Here is a 15,075-nt window from a genome sequence, read left to right as displayed (position 1 = left end):
AAATCCCGCTCAGCCACAAACGACTCAAAGCACGATGGGCCGACCAAGACCTCCTCCGCCTCTTTACTCATATGCGATAGCCCTGGGGGTAACGGCGGGCAGCACCTTCCCAGGTCAGTTTTTCCAGCGCCTGCTGCGCCGTGAGGCCCGGCATCGTTTTTTCCTCGGGGTATTGATAGGCGAGCTCGTCGAGCGAGAACCGGCAGCGGCCGGCGATTTCGGCGGTGCACGCCAGGGCCTCAGGATAACGGCTGAACAGCCGCGCCATTTCATCGCCCGGTTTGAGATAGCGATCGGCATGACGTTCGCGGCGGAAGCCTGGCGTCATCGATGGTGACGTTGTGGCGAATGCAGGTGACGACATCCTGCATCATGCGGCGGGCCGGCTCGTGGAAAAGCACATCGTTGGTGACGACGGTCGAGACGCGCATCGCGGCCGCCAGGTTAGCCAGCTCGTAAAGCCGGATCTGGTCGTTCGGACGCCTGCGCAAGGTGAGCGCCAGATAGGCGCGATCGCCGAAAGCCTCGCGCAGCCGCCGCAGCCGGACGGCGCAAAGATCATCGGCTTCGTCCGGCACGAGCACCGCGATCAGTCCCTCGCCATAGGCAACGACATCATCCCATTCGAGATGACACTTTGCCTTGCCGGCCCTGCCCTTGCCGAGCGACAGCAGCCGGCAGAGCCGCGAATAGGCCGGCCGGTCCGTGGGATAGGCCAGGATCGACATGCCGTCGGCGAGATCGAGACGGCAGCCGACGATCAGCCGGACGCCTGTCGTCTTTGCAGCTTCATTCGCGCGCACGATGCCGGCAAGCGAATTGCGATCGACGACAGCGAGCGCTTCGATGCCAAGCAGTGCCGCCTGCGCAAACAGCTCGTCGCAGGACGATGCCCCACGCAGGAAGGAGAAATGCGAGGTGACCTGCAACTCGGCATATCGGGTTCCGACAGTCATCCGAAGATCCCGTGCATGAACCATTTGTGCGATCCGGTCGCGGCATCCTCGCCGTCGCCGGCACGGAAGACCCAGTAACGTTCGCCATTCTCGTCCTCGACCTGGAAATAGTCCCTCACCGCCGCGAGCTCGGCGTCGCGTTTCCACCATTCCCCGAAGACCCGTTCCGGGCCGTCCGCACGTTTCACGCGCCGGCGAACGCCGCGCCAGGTGAAGGTCACGGGCGGATGGTCGGGAAGAAGTGCTACCGTCTCGATCGGCTCGGGCCGCGGAAGCAGCCGCGACGGTCGCGGCCAATGGCCCGGCCAGCCCTCGCCGGTATCAGGCGCCATCGGGGCAATGCGCTGAACGGAGCGTTCGGGAACATCGCTCCGCACCGGGGCGAAGCGATAGAGCCGGTCCTCACCGACGCGGTTGGCGAGGATGTCGATCACATCCGAGACGTCAGGCTCGGGCGCCTCGGCAAGTGAAGAGATCGTCTGTTTCGCCCGCAGCGGCTCGGCGGCCGTCGCCGCAAGTCGCATCAGCTCGATGCCAAATCCGGGATCAATGGTCTCGATCTTATCGGTGAGCAGCCGGGTCAGGCGCTTCACATCGCGCACAGGCAGTGCTGTACCGACTCGGATCGCCTCGATGCGATTGTCGACGCGGAAGAACAGAAGATCGAGCCGGCGCGCGCCCTGCCCCCGCGTCTTGAGCTCGGCGCACAGTTCAGCGACCAGCTTGCCTGTATAGCGGGCGATCATCTCTGCCGCGCCGATCGGTTCGGCAAAATTGCGGCGTACCTCGACGATCTCCTCCGGCCGGATCGGGTCGATCGGTTCGCTCACTCTCCCAAACGCCTGGTCGAGGCGGCGACCGGGTTCCGGTCCGAAACGCAAGGCGAGCGACGCGCGTGGCGTAGCGGCGAGGTCCGCAATTGTCTCGAAGCCGAGCTGACGCAGACCATCGATCGTCACGGCGGGTAAGCGAAGCGCCGCGATCGGCAAAGGCTGGATCGCCTGTGCGATCTCACCAGATGGAACCACAAGGATCTGCCGCGTGCCGAAGCGCGCCAGCGCGTGGGCTGCACCCCATGTATCAGCGACCGCAGCACGCGCGGCTAGACCGAAGCCGCCAAGTCGCTCCACCATATCGGTGAGCATTGCCGCCTCGCCGCCGTGCAGATGGTCGCCGCCGGTCGTATCGATCACAATGCCGTCCGGCGCATCGGCAGCGACGATCGGCGCATAGCGACGTAGCGCCCACAGCGCCAACCGCTCGAGCGCGATGGCGTCGGCATCGGGCTCGGCATCATGGACGATCAGGCCCGGGACCAGCGCCTGCGCCTTACTCGCCGGAATGCCGATGCGCAGGCCCGCTGCGTGGGCTGCAGCATCAGCGGCAAGCACGACACGGCGGCGCCCGTCACGGCCGATGAGGACGAGCGGCGTCTCAGGCGGAGGCGCGGCGGCGCCCGATTTCCTTCTGAAGCGGTCTGTCGGCCACATCGGAAGGAAGAGCGATACGACCCTTGGCATCGCAAGCCTCCACTATGAAATCTGCACTCTCTCCTGCACGGCATCGGATCAGTTCAACATGCCAGCGCGCCCGTCCAATCCCCGGCACCGGCAATGGTGTCGACGGCAGGACCGACACCCGCCAGCGTGTCTCGGCGGCGGTTGGCTGCCCAAAATCCGTTGCCTCCGTCTGCCGACGCCAGCGGCGAATGGCGATGCCGATGGCGCCGGAGCTTTCGGCGGCAAGCTGAAGCCGCCGTGAGGCCGTCATCGAAAGCCGGGCAATCTCGGCAACGACAGCGCCAAAACCTCCGCGAAGACCCTCTTCGAAACAGGCGAGAATGGATTTTTCGTCGCCGGCTTCGACATAGATTACCCGCCCCGGAGGAAGACCGGCCTGTTCGATCGCAGGCGCGAAAAGATCGGGCCGGGTAACGCACCACAGCACCTTGCCCACCGTGCGCGCGGCAATACCGGCAGCGAAGAGTGCTGCGGCTGCGCCATCGACGGCGCCATTGCCACCGCCTGCGACCTCGTGCAGCCCGCCAAAAGTCAATCCCCCTCCCGGCAGGACCCTGTCAATCGCGGCCACTCCGAACGGCAAAACCGTACGCTCGCGTGCATTTCCACCTCGAGACGCGCAATGCGTTCTCGAAGCTCGGAAATGGCAGCAGGGGGCGCCACTCATCTGACCCTTGAAACGCGGAAAGCCTGTGATATGTTCTACATTTGTTCTCGTCTTGGCTAACAGTCAACCGGGATGATGTCGTGCCCCCTGCGGAAGGAGGCATTCGATGCTCGGGCCTTTGCCGTGCCAGATCAGTCGCCGAAGCAATTGAAGCGAATGGCAATGAAATCCCGCACCGCGTCGCGCAGGCTTCCGTTACATTGGCTACAATGCGGCTAGAAGCTTCATAGCCACCTCTGGGGGATGTGACTAAGGACCACTGTTCTTATGGTCGCAGTGGCCGGATTCGAACTTTATCCGGAGTCCGAGTGTCCAATGAGTGTGTAGATTGAGCTTCCAGAGGATGGTCAGAGATCCAACGCCTTGGCTAGCATCGGCTCAAGAACTAGATCTGGCCGACCCCCCTTTTGGCGAAGCTCCATAGCTTTGATGATCTTCGTGCCTTCGTGGCTGTGCTTCCAGTCCCGAGATGCTTCGGCCGCGACGACGAGGTAGTCGGTCCGGCCGCAGACGGTCTCCTTCCAATCACCACCGCGTTCGAAAATCATCCCGGCGATTACCTTTCGAGGACCGATTACGAATTTTCCCGTAAGGACGAACATCCGGTTCGGAATCACGAACTGGCTTGCATCCTCCAAGGCGCCGTCAATGACACCTACGTTGCCGAAGGTAGCCAGCCCCGTGTCTGTCGCGCTGTCGCCGACAAGACGCGAAATCCACCCGCATATGTCTTCAGCCTCCTCGGCGGCTATGCGACCGTCTGCGATGGACCTTCTGGCGGTATCTCCGAGAGATGCCACGCGGCTATCCTTCAGCAGAACCACACTCGACTCCAACCTGGTCAGCAGTTTTTCGACCTCCGTCGGTGTGATGGAGTTGTCGCAGGCGATGCCGGCACAGAACCCGTAGAACTCGTTGACTTCGTCCTTGTCATTGGCGACCGCAAACTCCCGCGAGCGTATGCCGATTATTGTTTCAAGGACGGCGTAGACCTCCTCGGGCGCGTCACCCCAGATGTCCAGATCGCGGATGAGTTCGGCAGCATCATCGTCGTGAAGAAGGGACAGGAACTGTTCAGCTTCGGCCCTGAGGGGCGGCATCTCCGCTCGCTCGACCCGCTCGCTGGCCATCACGCCCTTCAAGAATCCGAGCCAGTACCCCAACGCCTTGCGGTGATTTGCCTGCGCATGGATTCTACCGAGCGCGGGCCCCTCGTGTTCGAGTTTACCGCTCCCTTTCCGGAACAATTCAACCATTGTCGCCCCCCTCGACTGTATAGATTTCTATTGTGTATCAGAAGTCAAACCCTTCATCTATCCGCCGGCCAAGACAACGCGTGTGGCCGAAGCCGAGTTCCGCTGTTCGTGATCCCAGTTCCTGAGCGGCCGACGAAAGATGATGCTCTGGACCCACCAGGGATCAGCCAGCCCGAAGTCGCCGGAGCGGCCGACGCTGCTTTGTCCCTAGCGCAGTCGTGCTCGTCCTCAAGGGACGCTCCGCTCAAGCCCTTGCGGACTGCGCGCGCCAGCGCTTGACGGGACGCGCGACGGCGGCTCCGGGGATCAGGCTTGGGTTACAGACCCGCCTCGGCGGGAAACTGGCGGGATCATTGCTGCGAAGGCGGTCATAGGCCCGATTAGGGAAGGTCAAGGTCGAGAAGCGCTTACTGGGCGCTTCCGTTCTCCGACCAATGCGAGACCCCCGAGCCGAGGTCAATGTACCGCCCGATGGTTCGCAAGTAGGCGACGATCTCAGTCAGCAGAAAATCGCGATCGCCAAATTCTTCACCTATGCGCTGGAGTTCATCCTCCGCCGCCACCATTTCCTCGATGTCGCCCAGGCAATAGTTGAAATGACCGATGGCACAGATGTCACAGCCGGCCCTGATCACTCTGTCTACGAAGGCAGGAATGTCGCTTGCCTTCATGAGTCGCCTGTCTGCCATTTTGAGGGTCTCTCCTCACGTGCCTCCCGTCCTATTATCAATCACCGCGTGCACTGGCAAACTGCGTGGTTGTACAGGCTATGCGCCGTGATCTGCATCCGGCAGCAAATTCTTCGGCAGGAACCTTCGATTGCATCTGCCGAATTCTCGCGTATTCTGCGGCTGCGCATGTGAGCACAAGGTGGCGCCTGGCGCTTCGACGAGCCACCCCTTCAAGAACCAGCGTCGGCATGGCGACCGAAAATGCTGAGGCAAGAGACCGCCACTTAAAAAGGAAACGTTCGTCATGGATTCCCATGCCGTTATAGCGTCCCTGCCAGTCGCCGGGGCCGACCGAACCGTGCTTATCGATGCCGCCAACGCAGCGTTCGAAAGGGTTATTGAGCGGATCGAGCCGGCCAACGAGGAGCTAACTCGCACCCTTTGGGATGCCGAGTCTTATATCGACAATGAAATCACCGCAGGCATGTTGCCGATTTCACGGGACGAGGCTGCGTACCTCGTCGACGTGTTCCTGGTGCATCATGTCATTGGATTAGCTGTCGCAGCAGACGAGGAGGCCGCTGATTCCCGGCCTTGAACCTCGCCGGAGGCAGCTGGGTCTGCCTGCTGTGATCTGGCGGATAGCGCGAGCAATGCCGTGACCTTTGCCGCCACCTCTTCAAGGGTGGCGGTGAGGCGGTTTATCTGCGAGGCGGTGGCGGCCAGTTCCGGGCCGTAGCGGGTGACGAGATATTCCCGGTTCTGGCTCAGGGACTGGAGATGCTTGGCTGTTTTCGCGCGAAGGCGCAGGCCCGCTTCTAGGGCGTGCTCCGTGCGTCTCGACAGGTCGTGCTGCAGTTTTCGGACCTGATTGGCATTGTGCCCACGGTGCAGCAAAAGCGCGGTCAGGTAGAGTTCGATCGCATGGATCGCCGCCAATCGGAACGGCGCTCTGGTAAGCGGCTTTCCGGGTCGGCCGAGTTGAAGCAGGTGGTTTGCCGCCTTGCGGTATTCCTCCGCCAGCTCGTGAACCTGCTGCGGGGATGCCAGCTCACCGGGATATTTGCGTTCTTCAATCGCCATATCGCGCGTGCCATTTCCTAAGAGCTATAGCCGCAAGTTGATCAGTAACAATAGCAAGAGGCCGGCAATGACCCACGCTGCAATCCGTATGGAGGACAGGAGGCCGACCGTTTGAGGGTCCGCGGCTGACGGTCGGTGATCGGGTTGAGCCTGAACAATCGGGTCAGCCAAGTCTTTCGGACTTGCATCCCTATCAGTCCACTCCTCCGTGTCTTCCGCAGCCGCGGCGTGGCCACCGTCGGCCTGCCCTTCGGCGTTGCCCTTGCCGTGTATTTCGCCTGCCGTCCCCTCCGGCGTTTTCGGTGTCGCCTTCGAAAGATCGGCCGCATGGCGAATGTTGAGCTGTGCGTATTGCGCTCGACCGAGGCGCGGAGGATCGATCTCGCAATCGGGTGGAATCTCGATCTTCTGGGCGTTTTTGTCGGCCAGTATCTTGATCCGGTTTGTTGAGGTCGATGGCGACCAATCGGAATAGAAGCCGGGCACCCGACCCACAAAGAATAACACCTCCTCCAAGGCAGAGCTGGCGACCATCTCCGCATACCGTGCAAATCTGTCAGGGCGCACGAACAGGTAGAAGCCAATGCAGTCGGGCGTGGTTTCTTCGCGGAAATCAATCTCCGAGGTGTAGCTTACGACACCCCAAGCCACGCATTGTTCCTGCTCGTCGTTGAGGGCGGATGGAATTATCGAAAGACTGATGTCTGTAATTGTCCGGTCGGTTCCGAACATCGAGTAGGAGGGAGGCCGCGCCGCGCCGAAAGGGTGCAGTTTCGCGGATATGCTCTGCTTCGCGATCACAGTGTTGATCTCGTCGTGGGGCGCACCTGACATGAGAGACCCGACGGTCAACGTGTCATGCAGAGTCAGTTCGGTTGCCTTGAAATAGAGTGTCCATAGGTATTTGATCGCGGTCAATTTTATTGCCATTTGCGCCGACCTCTTGGACTGACCACTCGTAGAGGTTCTTGTACTCGGCCTCAGGACAAAGAATGACCCGCCGATCGACATGGTTTTCCAAGGAAGCCTCCTTCCGCTGGGGCAAAGAGCAGAGTACGACTTCCTCGTTTCAGGAAAGCTAATGTAGCGGCCTCTCGAGGGTACGGAATGGAAGATATCATTGCACGGGTTCGCCGCACATCGAAACTTGGCATCCTAGGTGAAGTCCTAGCTGCGGAGGCTCTCGTCCGGAACGGATTTCAGGCCGTTCGCAATCTGAACGACGACGTGCACAACCAGCCGTTCGCGGACCTCATCGCCGAGAAGTACGGCATCCGCTATTTCATCGGCGTGAAAGCCCGAAACGAGGAACGCGACGTGGGCGGGCTGAACGAGTCCTTCAACTGCGTGCTCGTGCCCGATGCCCTCAACAGGCGAATGAAGGAGAAGGGCGCGACCGTCGACGAGATAACTGCCCTGGCGCTCCGCCAGGTTCATCTACTCGCCGAGCGCTTCGCTGCCATCCCAGCCTGGCTCACGGTTCCGCTGCGCCCGATGCAAGGGACGTACGCGGCGTATTTTGGTCTCTTGAAGGAGCTTGGCAACAAGCGCTCCATCCCGATGACGGGAGCGGCACGAGCCAGCTACGTCTGCCTGGCCGACTGGGCGGTGGACGCGCGGATTACGTCCGACCTCTGCAATGCCGCAGGCGGCGCCGGTCCCGAGTCCTAACCCGGGACACAGCCTGTGCTTTGGGGCTTCTTCCCAATTGCGAGAAAATACTTCCCATTTTCTTTGGCATTTCCACCCACAATCTCATTCTCCAGCCGCTGATCCCTCAGCCGAAGATTAGATTCGCACCCGGTTTCAGTTTGCCATTTATGCGACTTTTGAGGCACAAAAAGCGAACATCCAGTGGCGGCTTATGTGGTTTCGGCGTCATGATTGGCTGGAACGGGGAGGATAGCAGCCGGTCAAACTTTCAAATTGACACGCAACCCATGCGCCAGGCGTGAGTGACGGAAGCGAAGGACGCGTCCGGTCTTCGTACGGCAACATACTAAGCTTTGGTTGGCCATTGGCAAAAGTGCTTGAATTTGCCTGAAGGAGAGCAAATATCCGAGCCGGCAGACGAGGGGGCGGAATGGAAATCCATCTGGTTGCGGACACCAACCTTTTCTTCGAGTGCAAGCCACTCGACCAGCTGCCGTGGCAAGAGCTCGGCTACGATCCGATTGTCATCCTCTTGGCGAAGCCCGTCCTGGATGAGATCGACAAGCACAAGAATGCCAATAGCCGCACGCGCGATCGCGCGCTCGAAATATTTCGGCGCGTCCGCCAAATGCTGAAGTTTTCGGTGCTGGAATCCGAAATCCGGACATCCTCGCCAAAGGTCGTGTTGCGCCGCATGCCCAGCGTGAAACCGAATCCCGCGCTGGAGGAACATCTCGATTACACGAAAACCGACGAGAGACTCATCGGCATCGTGTCCACGCTGAACGCGCGGTCCCCAGAACACCGCGTAATATTGTTCACCGAGGATGCCGGACCAGCCATGACCGCTGATGGCCTAGCTATCCCGTACCTTATGATCGACGAAAGCTGGCGACGCCCTCCGCTGGCAACGGACGATGCCAAAAGGATCAAAGAGCTCAAAAGGGAAATAGAAGCCTATCGGGCGCAGGAGCCGAGGATTTCGATCGGCACCTGCGAAAGCGCGGACGGTTCGAACACGATAGCCGCGACTAGAAAGGTCGCGACCCCGCTCACGCAAATGGAAATTGGGGGATTTCTCGCGGCACTCAAACTTAAGCATGCGCTCGTAACAGACTTCACGCCGCCCTCTCCGTCGAGCACGACCGATGCTTCGGGCGAGGTGACGAAGATCGAGTACTCTTCCCCTGCCGAAGACGATATCAGCAAATATCGCGACGTGCTTTACCCGCAATGGATTGAACGGTGCCACGCGATCCTGTCGCAGCTCCATCACGGCCGCGACGAGATCGAGCCGCCCGTTATGGTGCGCTGGCCGATATCGAACAAAGGCACCCGCCCTGCATCGCAGGTTCGCCTCGAGTTCGAGGCGAAAGGTTCGCTGGCACTCCGGCGTATCCGGACAGACGACGACGAGGATTCCGCGACTGGTGCGCCTTTGCGATTGCCGCCGACACCCCCCACCACACAGTTTCCGCCACCACCCAAACCTCCGTCATTTCAAAAGCAGGTTACGCGTATATCGCCACCTGCCGAACCGAGACCGAAGGTGACGCAGGGACTCGATATCTCGAAACTGATGGCTTCTGGAGCACTAGGCGACAACCCCCGACATATCGCAGAGATGTCCAAAATGCTTGGGCGCTTGGATACTTCCGCGGTGAGTGCAGCAGCCCGTCTGCTGCAGCATGATGTGTTTCGCACCTTCAGTCCCGACGCGTTTTTCGGTCAGGCATCACCCGAGACAGTTTCGTATCGGCCCTTACGAACCTACATTCCAGATCTGCATGACCCGGAATCCTTCTACTATGAGGACTGGCCGACGACCGGCATCGTGAAGAAGGGTGCCTTGAGGTGCGACCTTTGGCGTCACCAGGCTAGCGAACAGGTTTTCGAATTTGAGGTGTTGTTCACAAAGACAGGAGAAGCCCGCGGCATTGTCGAATGCACGGTGCATGCCGAGAACCTGGCAAAGCCCGAACAAGCAAGGCTGATTGTCAGTCGGACTTTGGATTCGTTTAGCGTATCGGATGTGGCGAGCGCCATGGTCGAGATCTGCAACTAGCGTGCTTCGATCCTGAGCGCAGTTAGCGTCTGGGGCGTGATCGTCCCGGTTACCTTCAGAGAGTAGTCCGCCTGCAAATTCTGCAGTCCGGCCCTCAGGTCGGGATTCATTTCGCCGTCTATCTCGCCGCTGTAGTAGCCGAACGCAAGCAAGGCGAATTGGACCTCTTGGTTCCACTTCAAAATCGGCGCTTTCTCCCGCTCTCACCCGGATGAGTTCGAGCTGCCAGCGAGCACGGCCGATGCCGGGGACCGGCAAGTCGATACCGGGAACGCCGAACGGAAGCACCGCGCGATGGCGCGCCGGCCCGCCTTCGAGGCGTGCGATTCGCTCGCGAAGCGCAGCGATGGCAGGGCTGGCGGCCGGCTGACCCATGGATAAATCACTCTCAAACAGTCTTCCCAATGGATTTCGGGCTGATATGTTCCTTATTTGTTCTATTCGATGGGAATGTGGCTGCCCGTCAATCGCGACGCGGCGAGCCATGCCGGTCATCGGATGCAAACGAAGTTTGCTGCTATGATGCGCTTCGGACTGCTTCCGCACCATCAACTGTGCTGACGGGCCGCATCACGGCAGGAAACGATGAGTCGACCATCGAAAAAGCATCACTTCGTTCCTCAGGCCCAACTTCGGCACTTTGCCGCCGATCCAGAACGGCGCTCCATCTACGTTTTCGCCAAGCGGTCCGACAGGTCCTTTCTGACGTCGATTGCCAACGCTGGCTCCGAGAACGACTTCAATACGGTGATCCTGGGGGACACGAGATGGAACTTCGAGGACCTCTTTCAGGAGGTCGATGCCCGCTCCGCCCGCCTCGTGGCCGAAATCCTCTCGCGACGCTCGCTGGCGTGGATGACGGCGGACGATCGTATTGCACTGGCCGATTTCTTCGCGACCCAGATGCTACGGACTCATTTAAGCCGAACGGGACCGAAGCATTTGGCGGGCCAATTGCGGGAGATGACGCGCCAGGTCGGCTATGACCCGGATGCCGATCCGCATATGGCCATGCCCTCTGACGCGGCAGTGAGGCTTGGTGCCGTCAAGGCGTTCCTTGAACGGGAAGGTCACACCGTCGCGCTGCTTCGTCTTCATCCCGCCCTCTATGCGAGCGACGGCGAGCATCGCTTCATCATCTCGGACCATCCGGTCAGCCGCATCAACGCCTTCCCCTATGGAGATGTCGGGCTCACTTCGCCGGGCGTAGTGGTGATGCTGCCGGTTTCACCTGGCCTGACGCTTGCCCTGCATTGCCCGACGATCGTGCAACGTTACGAACTGGCGGCGAGCGCAGATATCGAGCCCGAACGCAAGGCAGGAATGATCCGCTATCGCGATGGCTTGCGATCCGGTGCGCCAATCGCCGTCGATGGCGACATGGTGCGCTCCCTGAATGGTCTCCAGGTCTCGCAAAGCGCCGGCTACCTTTATGCCGATACCGACGCGTTCGACTTCGCACGCGAGATTCTGCAGCAGGACGAGGACCTGCGGAGCGTCGAGGCGCATACCGAACTGGGAAAGATGGGGCATGCGCCTGCGCCGCGACCGGGCATGCCCGTGGGAACGCACCTCGTCATCTTCGGTCCCCTCGATCATTGCACGCTGGCGATTGAAGAGATCGACGAGAGCGGTGAAGGCCTGACGGCACGAACCAGGCAGGTCGATCTGCTTGCTCAGGTCGCTGCCGACACGGGGATGTTGCGGGTCGAACTCTATGTCGATCGGCAGGTGAGGCGTGGAATGGGCCAAGTGATGGTGGAGCGCCTTGGCGAACCGTCGTCCGGCTGGTTTCGCGTTGTCCATCGCGATCCGAGCCTGAGATCGCTCAGCGTTCAGCTCGACGCCGAGCGCCGTTGAGATCGCCCGGTGGCGACAGGGCGCTTCAGAATCCGGTCGAGATCGGCGTAGCTGAAGGCCGGAGCGCGACCGATCAGGAACGACGGCGCGAACACATTGATCAGCTTCTGACCTGGTTGCAACGATTCGCGTACCTTGCGCCGGACCTGTTTCAGTTGCGCGCTGGACGGGTTTACGATGCCCTCGCGTTGCAGGACGGCCGTGACCATGCGCTCCAGGCGATCCTGTCGCATGCGCCCAATGCAGTAAGTTCGGATGTACCGCAACAGCGACTGCAGGAACAAACCCTGGCAGTGAAACGACTCCATAACCCCGCCCAGCGTTGCCTCGAATGCGGCCGTCACATTCGAGGTGCGGTTCATCTCCCGATAGAAAGCCAGTGTTTGCGCCTCGAGGAATCCGACGCTGATTTCCGCGGGCGGCGCGCAGAAAAGATAGGACGGCACGGGCCGCCTCAGGCTCACCTGCTGGTAGAGATGCAGGCCGTAGCACAGAGCAAAGATGCAGGTGAGATTGTTGGCCGTCGCAACATTGAGGGTCCGGAGACCTTCAATGATCTCGCCCCAGCTGACACGTTCTCCGCTGGGCGCAAGCAGGAGCCCCTCGGCGACTGTTCCGTGAGCATCGACATGGAGCACCGGCCTCAATCCCTGCTCGGCCTCCGTCGTCAACTGCCTGAAGAGATCGCTCAATTCGGCGCGATCTCGAACAGCATACGCGAAGACGGGGAAACCGCCGGCGGAGGCGAGGCCCTCAAGATCTTCGAGGATGCGCCGGGTGGGGCCCATCTCACGTTCCGGTAGCGAGCGGATCCAGACGATTGCGTTGGTCTGCAACGGTTCCGAGATCGTGAGTGCGGTGTCCGAGTACGATATCATTCTGATGGGCCTCGCCTTGCTCTGGTGCCTGCTTGCTGGGCCTCAGATATAGCGGGGTTGGCCGAGAAGGGTGGAAAGCTCAAGGCGATCGCTTAGCCCGGCGGCTGCCACATGTTGAGCGACGGTGGCGCGCTCGGCTTCGGTTGTGGTTGAGCCGAGCACGATGCGTTCAATCAGAGTGGGAAGATCGACGTCGACGAGGATGCCGTGTTCAGGAACCCGGACGCCAAATTCCTCGGCCATCCTAACGGAGATTGCGAGCCGATATTCCCGCTCCCATTCAAAGGCCCTGTGCTTGAAGAAGAACCGGTCGAGCATGGCGACGCCGCGCATCCGAACCTGGGTCAGGTCGACATATTGGACCGGAGCACCCCACAGATCCTCGACGCCATATTCCGGTTTGAGCCGGAATGGTTTGAATGCGGCGCGCATGCGATCGGGCGTCGTGCAGATGGCGATGCCCTTGTGCTCTCCGGCGTAGAGCTTCCACATTGCATCGCTCTCATAGGCGGCACGGTGCCAGCAGCTTATCTTGGTCAACCGTTTGAGTTGGAAGAAGGCGCGCTCCACGCTCTCCATTTCGGCGTAGCGCGGATCGGGCGGCGGCACGTTCAACTGGACGGCGACGGCGCCTTCGAACGGATCGATGAACTGGTTCGCCGATGCGAAATAGAGCCGGCTCTCCGCGAGCGTTGAAAGGAAGCGCTCGAGACGAAAGTATTTCCAGAGCGTCTCGTTGCCCTCGACAGCAATGTCGCCAACCGTCCGCACAACAACCCCCAATGCTCAGCGACACCCGACGTTCAGAAGCCGGGTTGAGGTGGCAGTTTACCACCGAACAGTTATTTTTCCGAACGTCCGCCTTGAAATTTCACCAGTCGGTGATATTTGTTTGCTATTCACTGTGTTATCACTGATCGGTCATAGGATGTCAAACATGCACATTCGGGGTGTCGACGACGTTCGCCACTTTCTGCGAGAGGAGCGCAAGCGGCGTGGGCTTACCCAAAGCCAGCTCGCTGATCTGACGGCGACCTCGCAGAAATGGGTTAGTGACTTCGAGCGTGGCCGCGTCGATCCGCCGATGTCGATTGTGCTCAAGGTGCTGGTGTTGCTGGGCGTGACCATCGCGTTCTCGCCGGCGACAGTCTCGGCGAGTGATCCATCAGACGCTGGATCGGAATTCTGATGCCCGCATCCATCCGACTCTACGGTCTTCCTGTTGGTGTCCTCGATGTTGCCAGAGATGGCGACTTGTCCTTTCGCTACGAGCCGGGCTGGCTCGAGCGCACGCAATTGCCGCATCATCCGCTTTCTTTAGGGCTCCCTCTCTCGCCAGATCCCTACGACCATGACCGCGCCGGCCCGTTCTTCGATGGGCTGCTGCCGGATTCCCAGCAGACGCGCGAGGCTCTGGCGCGCTATCTGCAGGTCGATGCCACCGATGATTACGCGCTGCTCTACCAGCTCGGCCGTGATTGCCCGGGCGCGGTCACCGTCATGCCGCTCGACGATGAGGTGATCGCCGACGAGAATGTCGAGACGAAATGGGACGTGTTGGACGATGATCGGCTTGCCAAATACATCGTGGCCTTGCCGCGGCGGCCGCTGTTCATCGACGCCGACGGAGAGCTGCGGCTGTCCCTTGCCGGGGTCCATCACAAGGCTGGGGTCGGCGTCGTCGATCGCAGGATCGCGCTGCCGAGAGGGCGCACCCCTAGCACTCACATTCTAAAGGTCGACATCGATGGTCTGCCGGACTCGATCCGCGTCGAGCATTTCTGCCTGCGCCTGGCGGCGGCCGTCGGCATCCCGGTGCCGTTCTCGACCATCCGAGTGGTCAAGGACACGCCCTACATGGTTATCCGGCGATACGACCGTGTCGGCGTGAACGGGCAAGAGGTTTTCCGTCGCTTGCATCAGGAGGATTTCTGCCAGGCGCTCGGGCGCTTTCCGCGGCAGAAGTACGAAAAGGATGGCGGGCCGGGCTGGCAGGAATGCTTCGAGCTGATGAAGAAGGTCAGCGACGTCGTCATGGCTCGCACGCAACTTCTTGATCGCGCGATCTTCCAGTTCCTGGTTGGCAACCCGGACGCCCACGCCAAGAACTACTCACTGGTCTATCGGCTCGATCGCATCGAGCTCAGTCAGCTCTATGATGTCAACAACGCCGCTGCTTTCCGGTCCTTCTACAAGGAGCAGCGTCCGCGGCTGGCGATGTTCGTCGGTGGCAATCGTGATCCGCTCACGCTGACGCCGGAAAACTGGGAAGCCTTCGCCAAGGATACCGACTTCCGCCCCCGCTACGTACTTCGGCAATTGCTCGATATGGCCGAGCGCCTGACCCCGGCAGCCGAGAAATTGCTCGCGGAAGTGAAAGGGACCGAGGCCGACAGCAAGCTGCTGGCGCCTGCAGTCGAGGACATCGTTCAGCGCTGCACCGCAGTCCGCGCCTGGAGCGCATAG

14 protein-coding genes and 3 pseudogenes are annotated in these 15,075 nt (G+C 60.6%); 6 read left to right on the top strand and 11 right to left on the bottom strand.

Going from position 1 to position 15,075, the window contains the following annotated elements:
• Positions 1-79 precede the first annotated feature (79 nt).
• From NKJ06_RS25205 to NKJ06_RS25185, 5 genes and pseudogenes are all read right to left on the bottom strand, one after another.
• Positions 80-956, bottom strand: a pseudogene (locus NKJ06_RS25205) (PHP domain-containing protein); the annotation flags it as partial.
• Positions 953-2,476, bottom strand: coding sequence for a Y-family DNA polymerase (locus tag NKJ06_RS25200; RefSeq protein ID WP_352811006.1), 1,524 nt, complete (start codon positions 2,474-2,476; stop codon positions 953-955). The pseudogene NKJ06_RS25205 and the gene NKJ06_RS25200, both read right to left, overlap by 4 nt.
• A pseudogene (locus NKJ06_RS25195) lies at positions 2,391-3,139 on the bottom strand (ImuA family protein). The gene NKJ06_RS25200 and the pseudogene NKJ06_RS25195 overlap by 86 nt, the downstream one beginning before the upstream one ends.
• A 351-nt stretch (positions 3,140-3,490) precedes the next feature.
• Positions 3,491-4,399, bottom strand: a complete 909-nt coding sequence (locus NKJ06_RS25190) for a BRCT domain-containing protein (protein WP_352811004.1) — start codon at positions 4,397-4,399, stop codon at positions 3,491-3,493.
• Positions 4,400-4,806: 407 nt separating this feature from the next.
• Positions 4,807-5,088: a Y4lK-related protein gene (locus NKJ06_RS25185; protein ID WP_352811003.1), complete on the bottom strand. Its 282-nt coding sequence runs from the start codon at positions 5,086-5,088 to the stop codon at positions 4,807-4,809.
• Positions 5,089-5,374: 286 nt separating this feature from the next.
• Between NKJ06_RS25185 and NKJ06_RS25180 the strand changes: the two genes are divergently transcribed.
• Positions 5,375-5,668: a hypothetical protein gene (locus tag NKJ06_RS25180; RefSeq protein WP_352811001.1), complete on the top strand. Its 294-nt coding sequence runs from the start codon at positions 5,375-5,377 to the stop codon at positions 5,666-5,668.
• Here the strand turns inward: NKJ06_RS25180 and NKJ06_RS25175 are convergent.
• Together NKJ06_RS25175 and NKJ06_RS25170 are read right to left on the bottom strand one after the other, a co-directional pair.
• Complete coding sequence (locus NKJ06_RS25175) at positions 5,611-6,153, bottom strand: HEPN domain-containing protein (protein ID WP_352810999.1); 543 nt, start codon at positions 6,151-6,153, stop codon at positions 5,611-5,613. The genes NKJ06_RS25180 and NKJ06_RS25175 overlap by 58 nt on opposite strands.
• Positions 6,154-6,177: 24 nt before the next feature.
• Complete coding sequence (locus tag NKJ06_RS25170; RefSeq protein ID WP_352810997.1) at positions 6,178-7,071, bottom strand: hypothetical protein; 894 nt, start codon at positions 7,069-7,071, stop codon at positions 6,178-6,180.
• A 189-nt stretch (positions 7,072-7,260) separates the two neighbouring features.
• On the opposite strand from NKJ06_RS25170, the gene NKJ06_RS25165 reads away from it, so the two are divergent.
• Positions 7,261-7,824 carry a hypothetical protein gene (locus NKJ06_RS25165; protein WP_352810994.1) on the top strand — a complete coding sequence of 188 codons (564 nt, stop codon included), beginning with the start codon at positions 7,261-7,263 and terminating at the stop codon, positions 7,822-7,824.
• 412 nt (positions 7,825-8,236) lie between these two features.
• On the top strand, positions 8,237-9,871 hold the full coding sequence (locus NKJ06_RS25160) for a PIN domain-containing protein (RefSeq protein ID WP_352810992.1): 1,635 nt from the start codon (positions 8,237-8,239) through the stop codon (positions 9,869-9,871).
• On the opposite strand, the gene NKJ06_RS25155 is transcribed toward NKJ06_RS25160, so the two are convergent.
• Together NKJ06_RS25155 and NKJ06_RS25150 are read right to left on the bottom strand one after the other, a co-directional pair.
• Positions 9,868-10,053 carry a peptidoglycan-binding protein gene (locus NKJ06_RS25155; protein WP_352810990.1) on the bottom strand — a complete coding sequence of 62 codons (186 nt, stop codon included), beginning with the start codon at positions 10,051-10,053 and terminating at the stop codon, positions 9,868-9,870. The two genes, NKJ06_RS25160 and NKJ06_RS25155, sit on opposite strands and share 4 nt — an antisense overlap.
• A pseudogene (locus NKJ06_RS25150) lies at positions 10,043-10,144 on the bottom strand (damage-inducible protein); the annotation flags it as partial. The pseudogene NKJ06_RS25150 and the gene NKJ06_RS25155, both read right to left, overlap by 11 nt.
• A gap of 312 nt (positions 10,145-10,456) precedes the next feature.
• Between NKJ06_RS25150 and NKJ06_RS25145 the strand changes: the two are divergent.
• The gene (locus tag NKJ06_RS25145; protein ID WP_352810989.1) at positions 10,457-11,731 is read left to right on the top strand and encodes a DUF4238 domain-containing protein; all 1,275 of its coding nucleotides are present in this window, start codon (positions 10,457-10,459) and stop codon (positions 11,729-11,731) included.
• Here NKJ06_RS25145 and NKJ06_RS25140 read toward each other — a convergent pair.
• Together NKJ06_RS25140 and NKJ06_RS25135 are read right to left on the bottom strand one after the other, a co-directional pair.
• Positions 11,707-12,609 carry a hypothetical protein gene (locus NKJ06_RS25140; protein ID WP_352810987.1) on the bottom strand — a complete coding sequence of 301 codons (903 nt, stop codon included), beginning with the start codon at positions 12,607-12,609 and terminating at the stop codon, positions 11,707-11,709. The genes NKJ06_RS25145 and NKJ06_RS25140 overlap by 25 nt on opposite strands.
• 42 nt (positions 12,610-12,651) lie before the next feature.
• Positions 12,652-13,380, bottom strand: coding sequence for a DUF2971 domain-containing protein (locus NKJ06_RS25135; RefSeq protein WP_352810985.1), 729 nt, complete (start codon positions 13,378-13,380; stop codon positions 12,652-12,654).
• Positions 13,381-13,546: 166 nt separating this feature from the next.
• Between NKJ06_RS25135 and NKJ06_RS25130 the strand changes: the two genes are divergently transcribed.
• Entirely contained in the window at positions 13,547-13,798 is a 252-nt protein-coding gene (locus tag NKJ06_RS25130) for a helix-turn-helix domain-containing protein (protein ID WP_352810984.1), read from the top strand.
• The gene (locus NKJ06_RS25125) at positions 13,798-15,075 is read left to right on the top strand and encodes a type II toxin-antitoxin system HipA family toxin (protein ID WP_352810983.1); all 1,278 of its coding nucleotides are present in this window, start codon (positions 13,798-13,800) and stop codon (positions 15,073-15,075) included. Before NKJ06_RS25130 ends, NKJ06_RS25125 begins: the two co-directional genes overlap by 1 nt.

Source organism: Mesorhizobium sp. M0293 (assembly GCF_040321735.1).
Taxonomy (GTDB): Bacteria; Pseudomonadota; Alphaproteobacteria; order Rhizobiales; family Rhizobiaceae; genus Mesorhizobium.
The sequence above is the reverse complement of the archived record's forward strand: the minus strand, read 5'-3'. Positions and strand labels throughout refer to the sequence as shown.

What these genes read in the sequence shown, in the direction of transcription:
- NKJ06_RS25200 (WP_352811006.1), bottom strand. Translation starts at nt 2,476, where the DNA reads ATGCCAAGGGTCGTATCGCTCTTCCTTCCGATGTGGCCGACAGACCGC.
- NKJ06_RS25190 (WP_352811004.1), bottom strand. Translation starts at nt 4,399, where the DNA reads ATGGTTGAATTGTTCCGGAAAGGGAGCGGTAAACTCGAACACGAGGGG.
- NKJ06_RS25185 (WP_352811003.1), bottom strand. Translation starts at nt 5,088, where the DNA reads ATGGCAGACAGGCGACTCATGAAGGCAAGCGACATTCCTGCCTTCGTA.
- NKJ06_RS25180 (WP_352811001.1), top strand. Translation starts at nt 5,375, where the DNA reads ATGGATTCCCATGCCGTTATAGCGTCCCTGCCAGTCGCCGGGGCCGAC.
- NKJ06_RS25175 (WP_352810999.1), bottom strand. Translation starts at nt 6,153, where the DNA reads ATGGCGATTGAAGAACGCAAATATCCCGGTGAGCTGGCATCCCCGCAG.
- NKJ06_RS25165 (WP_352810994.1), top strand. Translation starts at nt 7,261, where the DNA reads ATGGAAGATATCATTGCACGGGTTCGCCGCACATCGAAACTTGGCATC.
- NKJ06_RS25160 (WP_352810992.1), top strand. Translation starts at nt 8,237, where the DNA reads ATGGAAATCCATCTGGTTGCGGACACCAACCTTTTCTTCGAGTGCAAG.
- NKJ06_RS25145 (WP_352810989.1), top strand. Translation starts at nt 10,457, where the DNA reads ATGAGTCGACCATCGAAAAAGCATCACTTCGTTCCTCAGGCCCAACTT.
- NKJ06_RS25140 (WP_352810987.1), bottom strand. Translation starts at nt 12,609, where the DNA reads ATGATATCGTACTCGGACACCGCACTCACGATCTCGGAACCGTTGCAG.
- NKJ06_RS25130 (WP_352810984.1), top strand. Translation starts at nt 13,547, where the DNA reads ATGCACATTCGGGGTGTCGACGACGTTCGCCACTTTCTGCGAGAGGAG.
- NKJ06_RS25125 (WP_352810983.1), top strand. Translation starts at nt 13,798, where the DNA reads ATGCCCGCATCCATCCGACTCTACGGTCTTCCTGTTGGTGTCCTCGAT.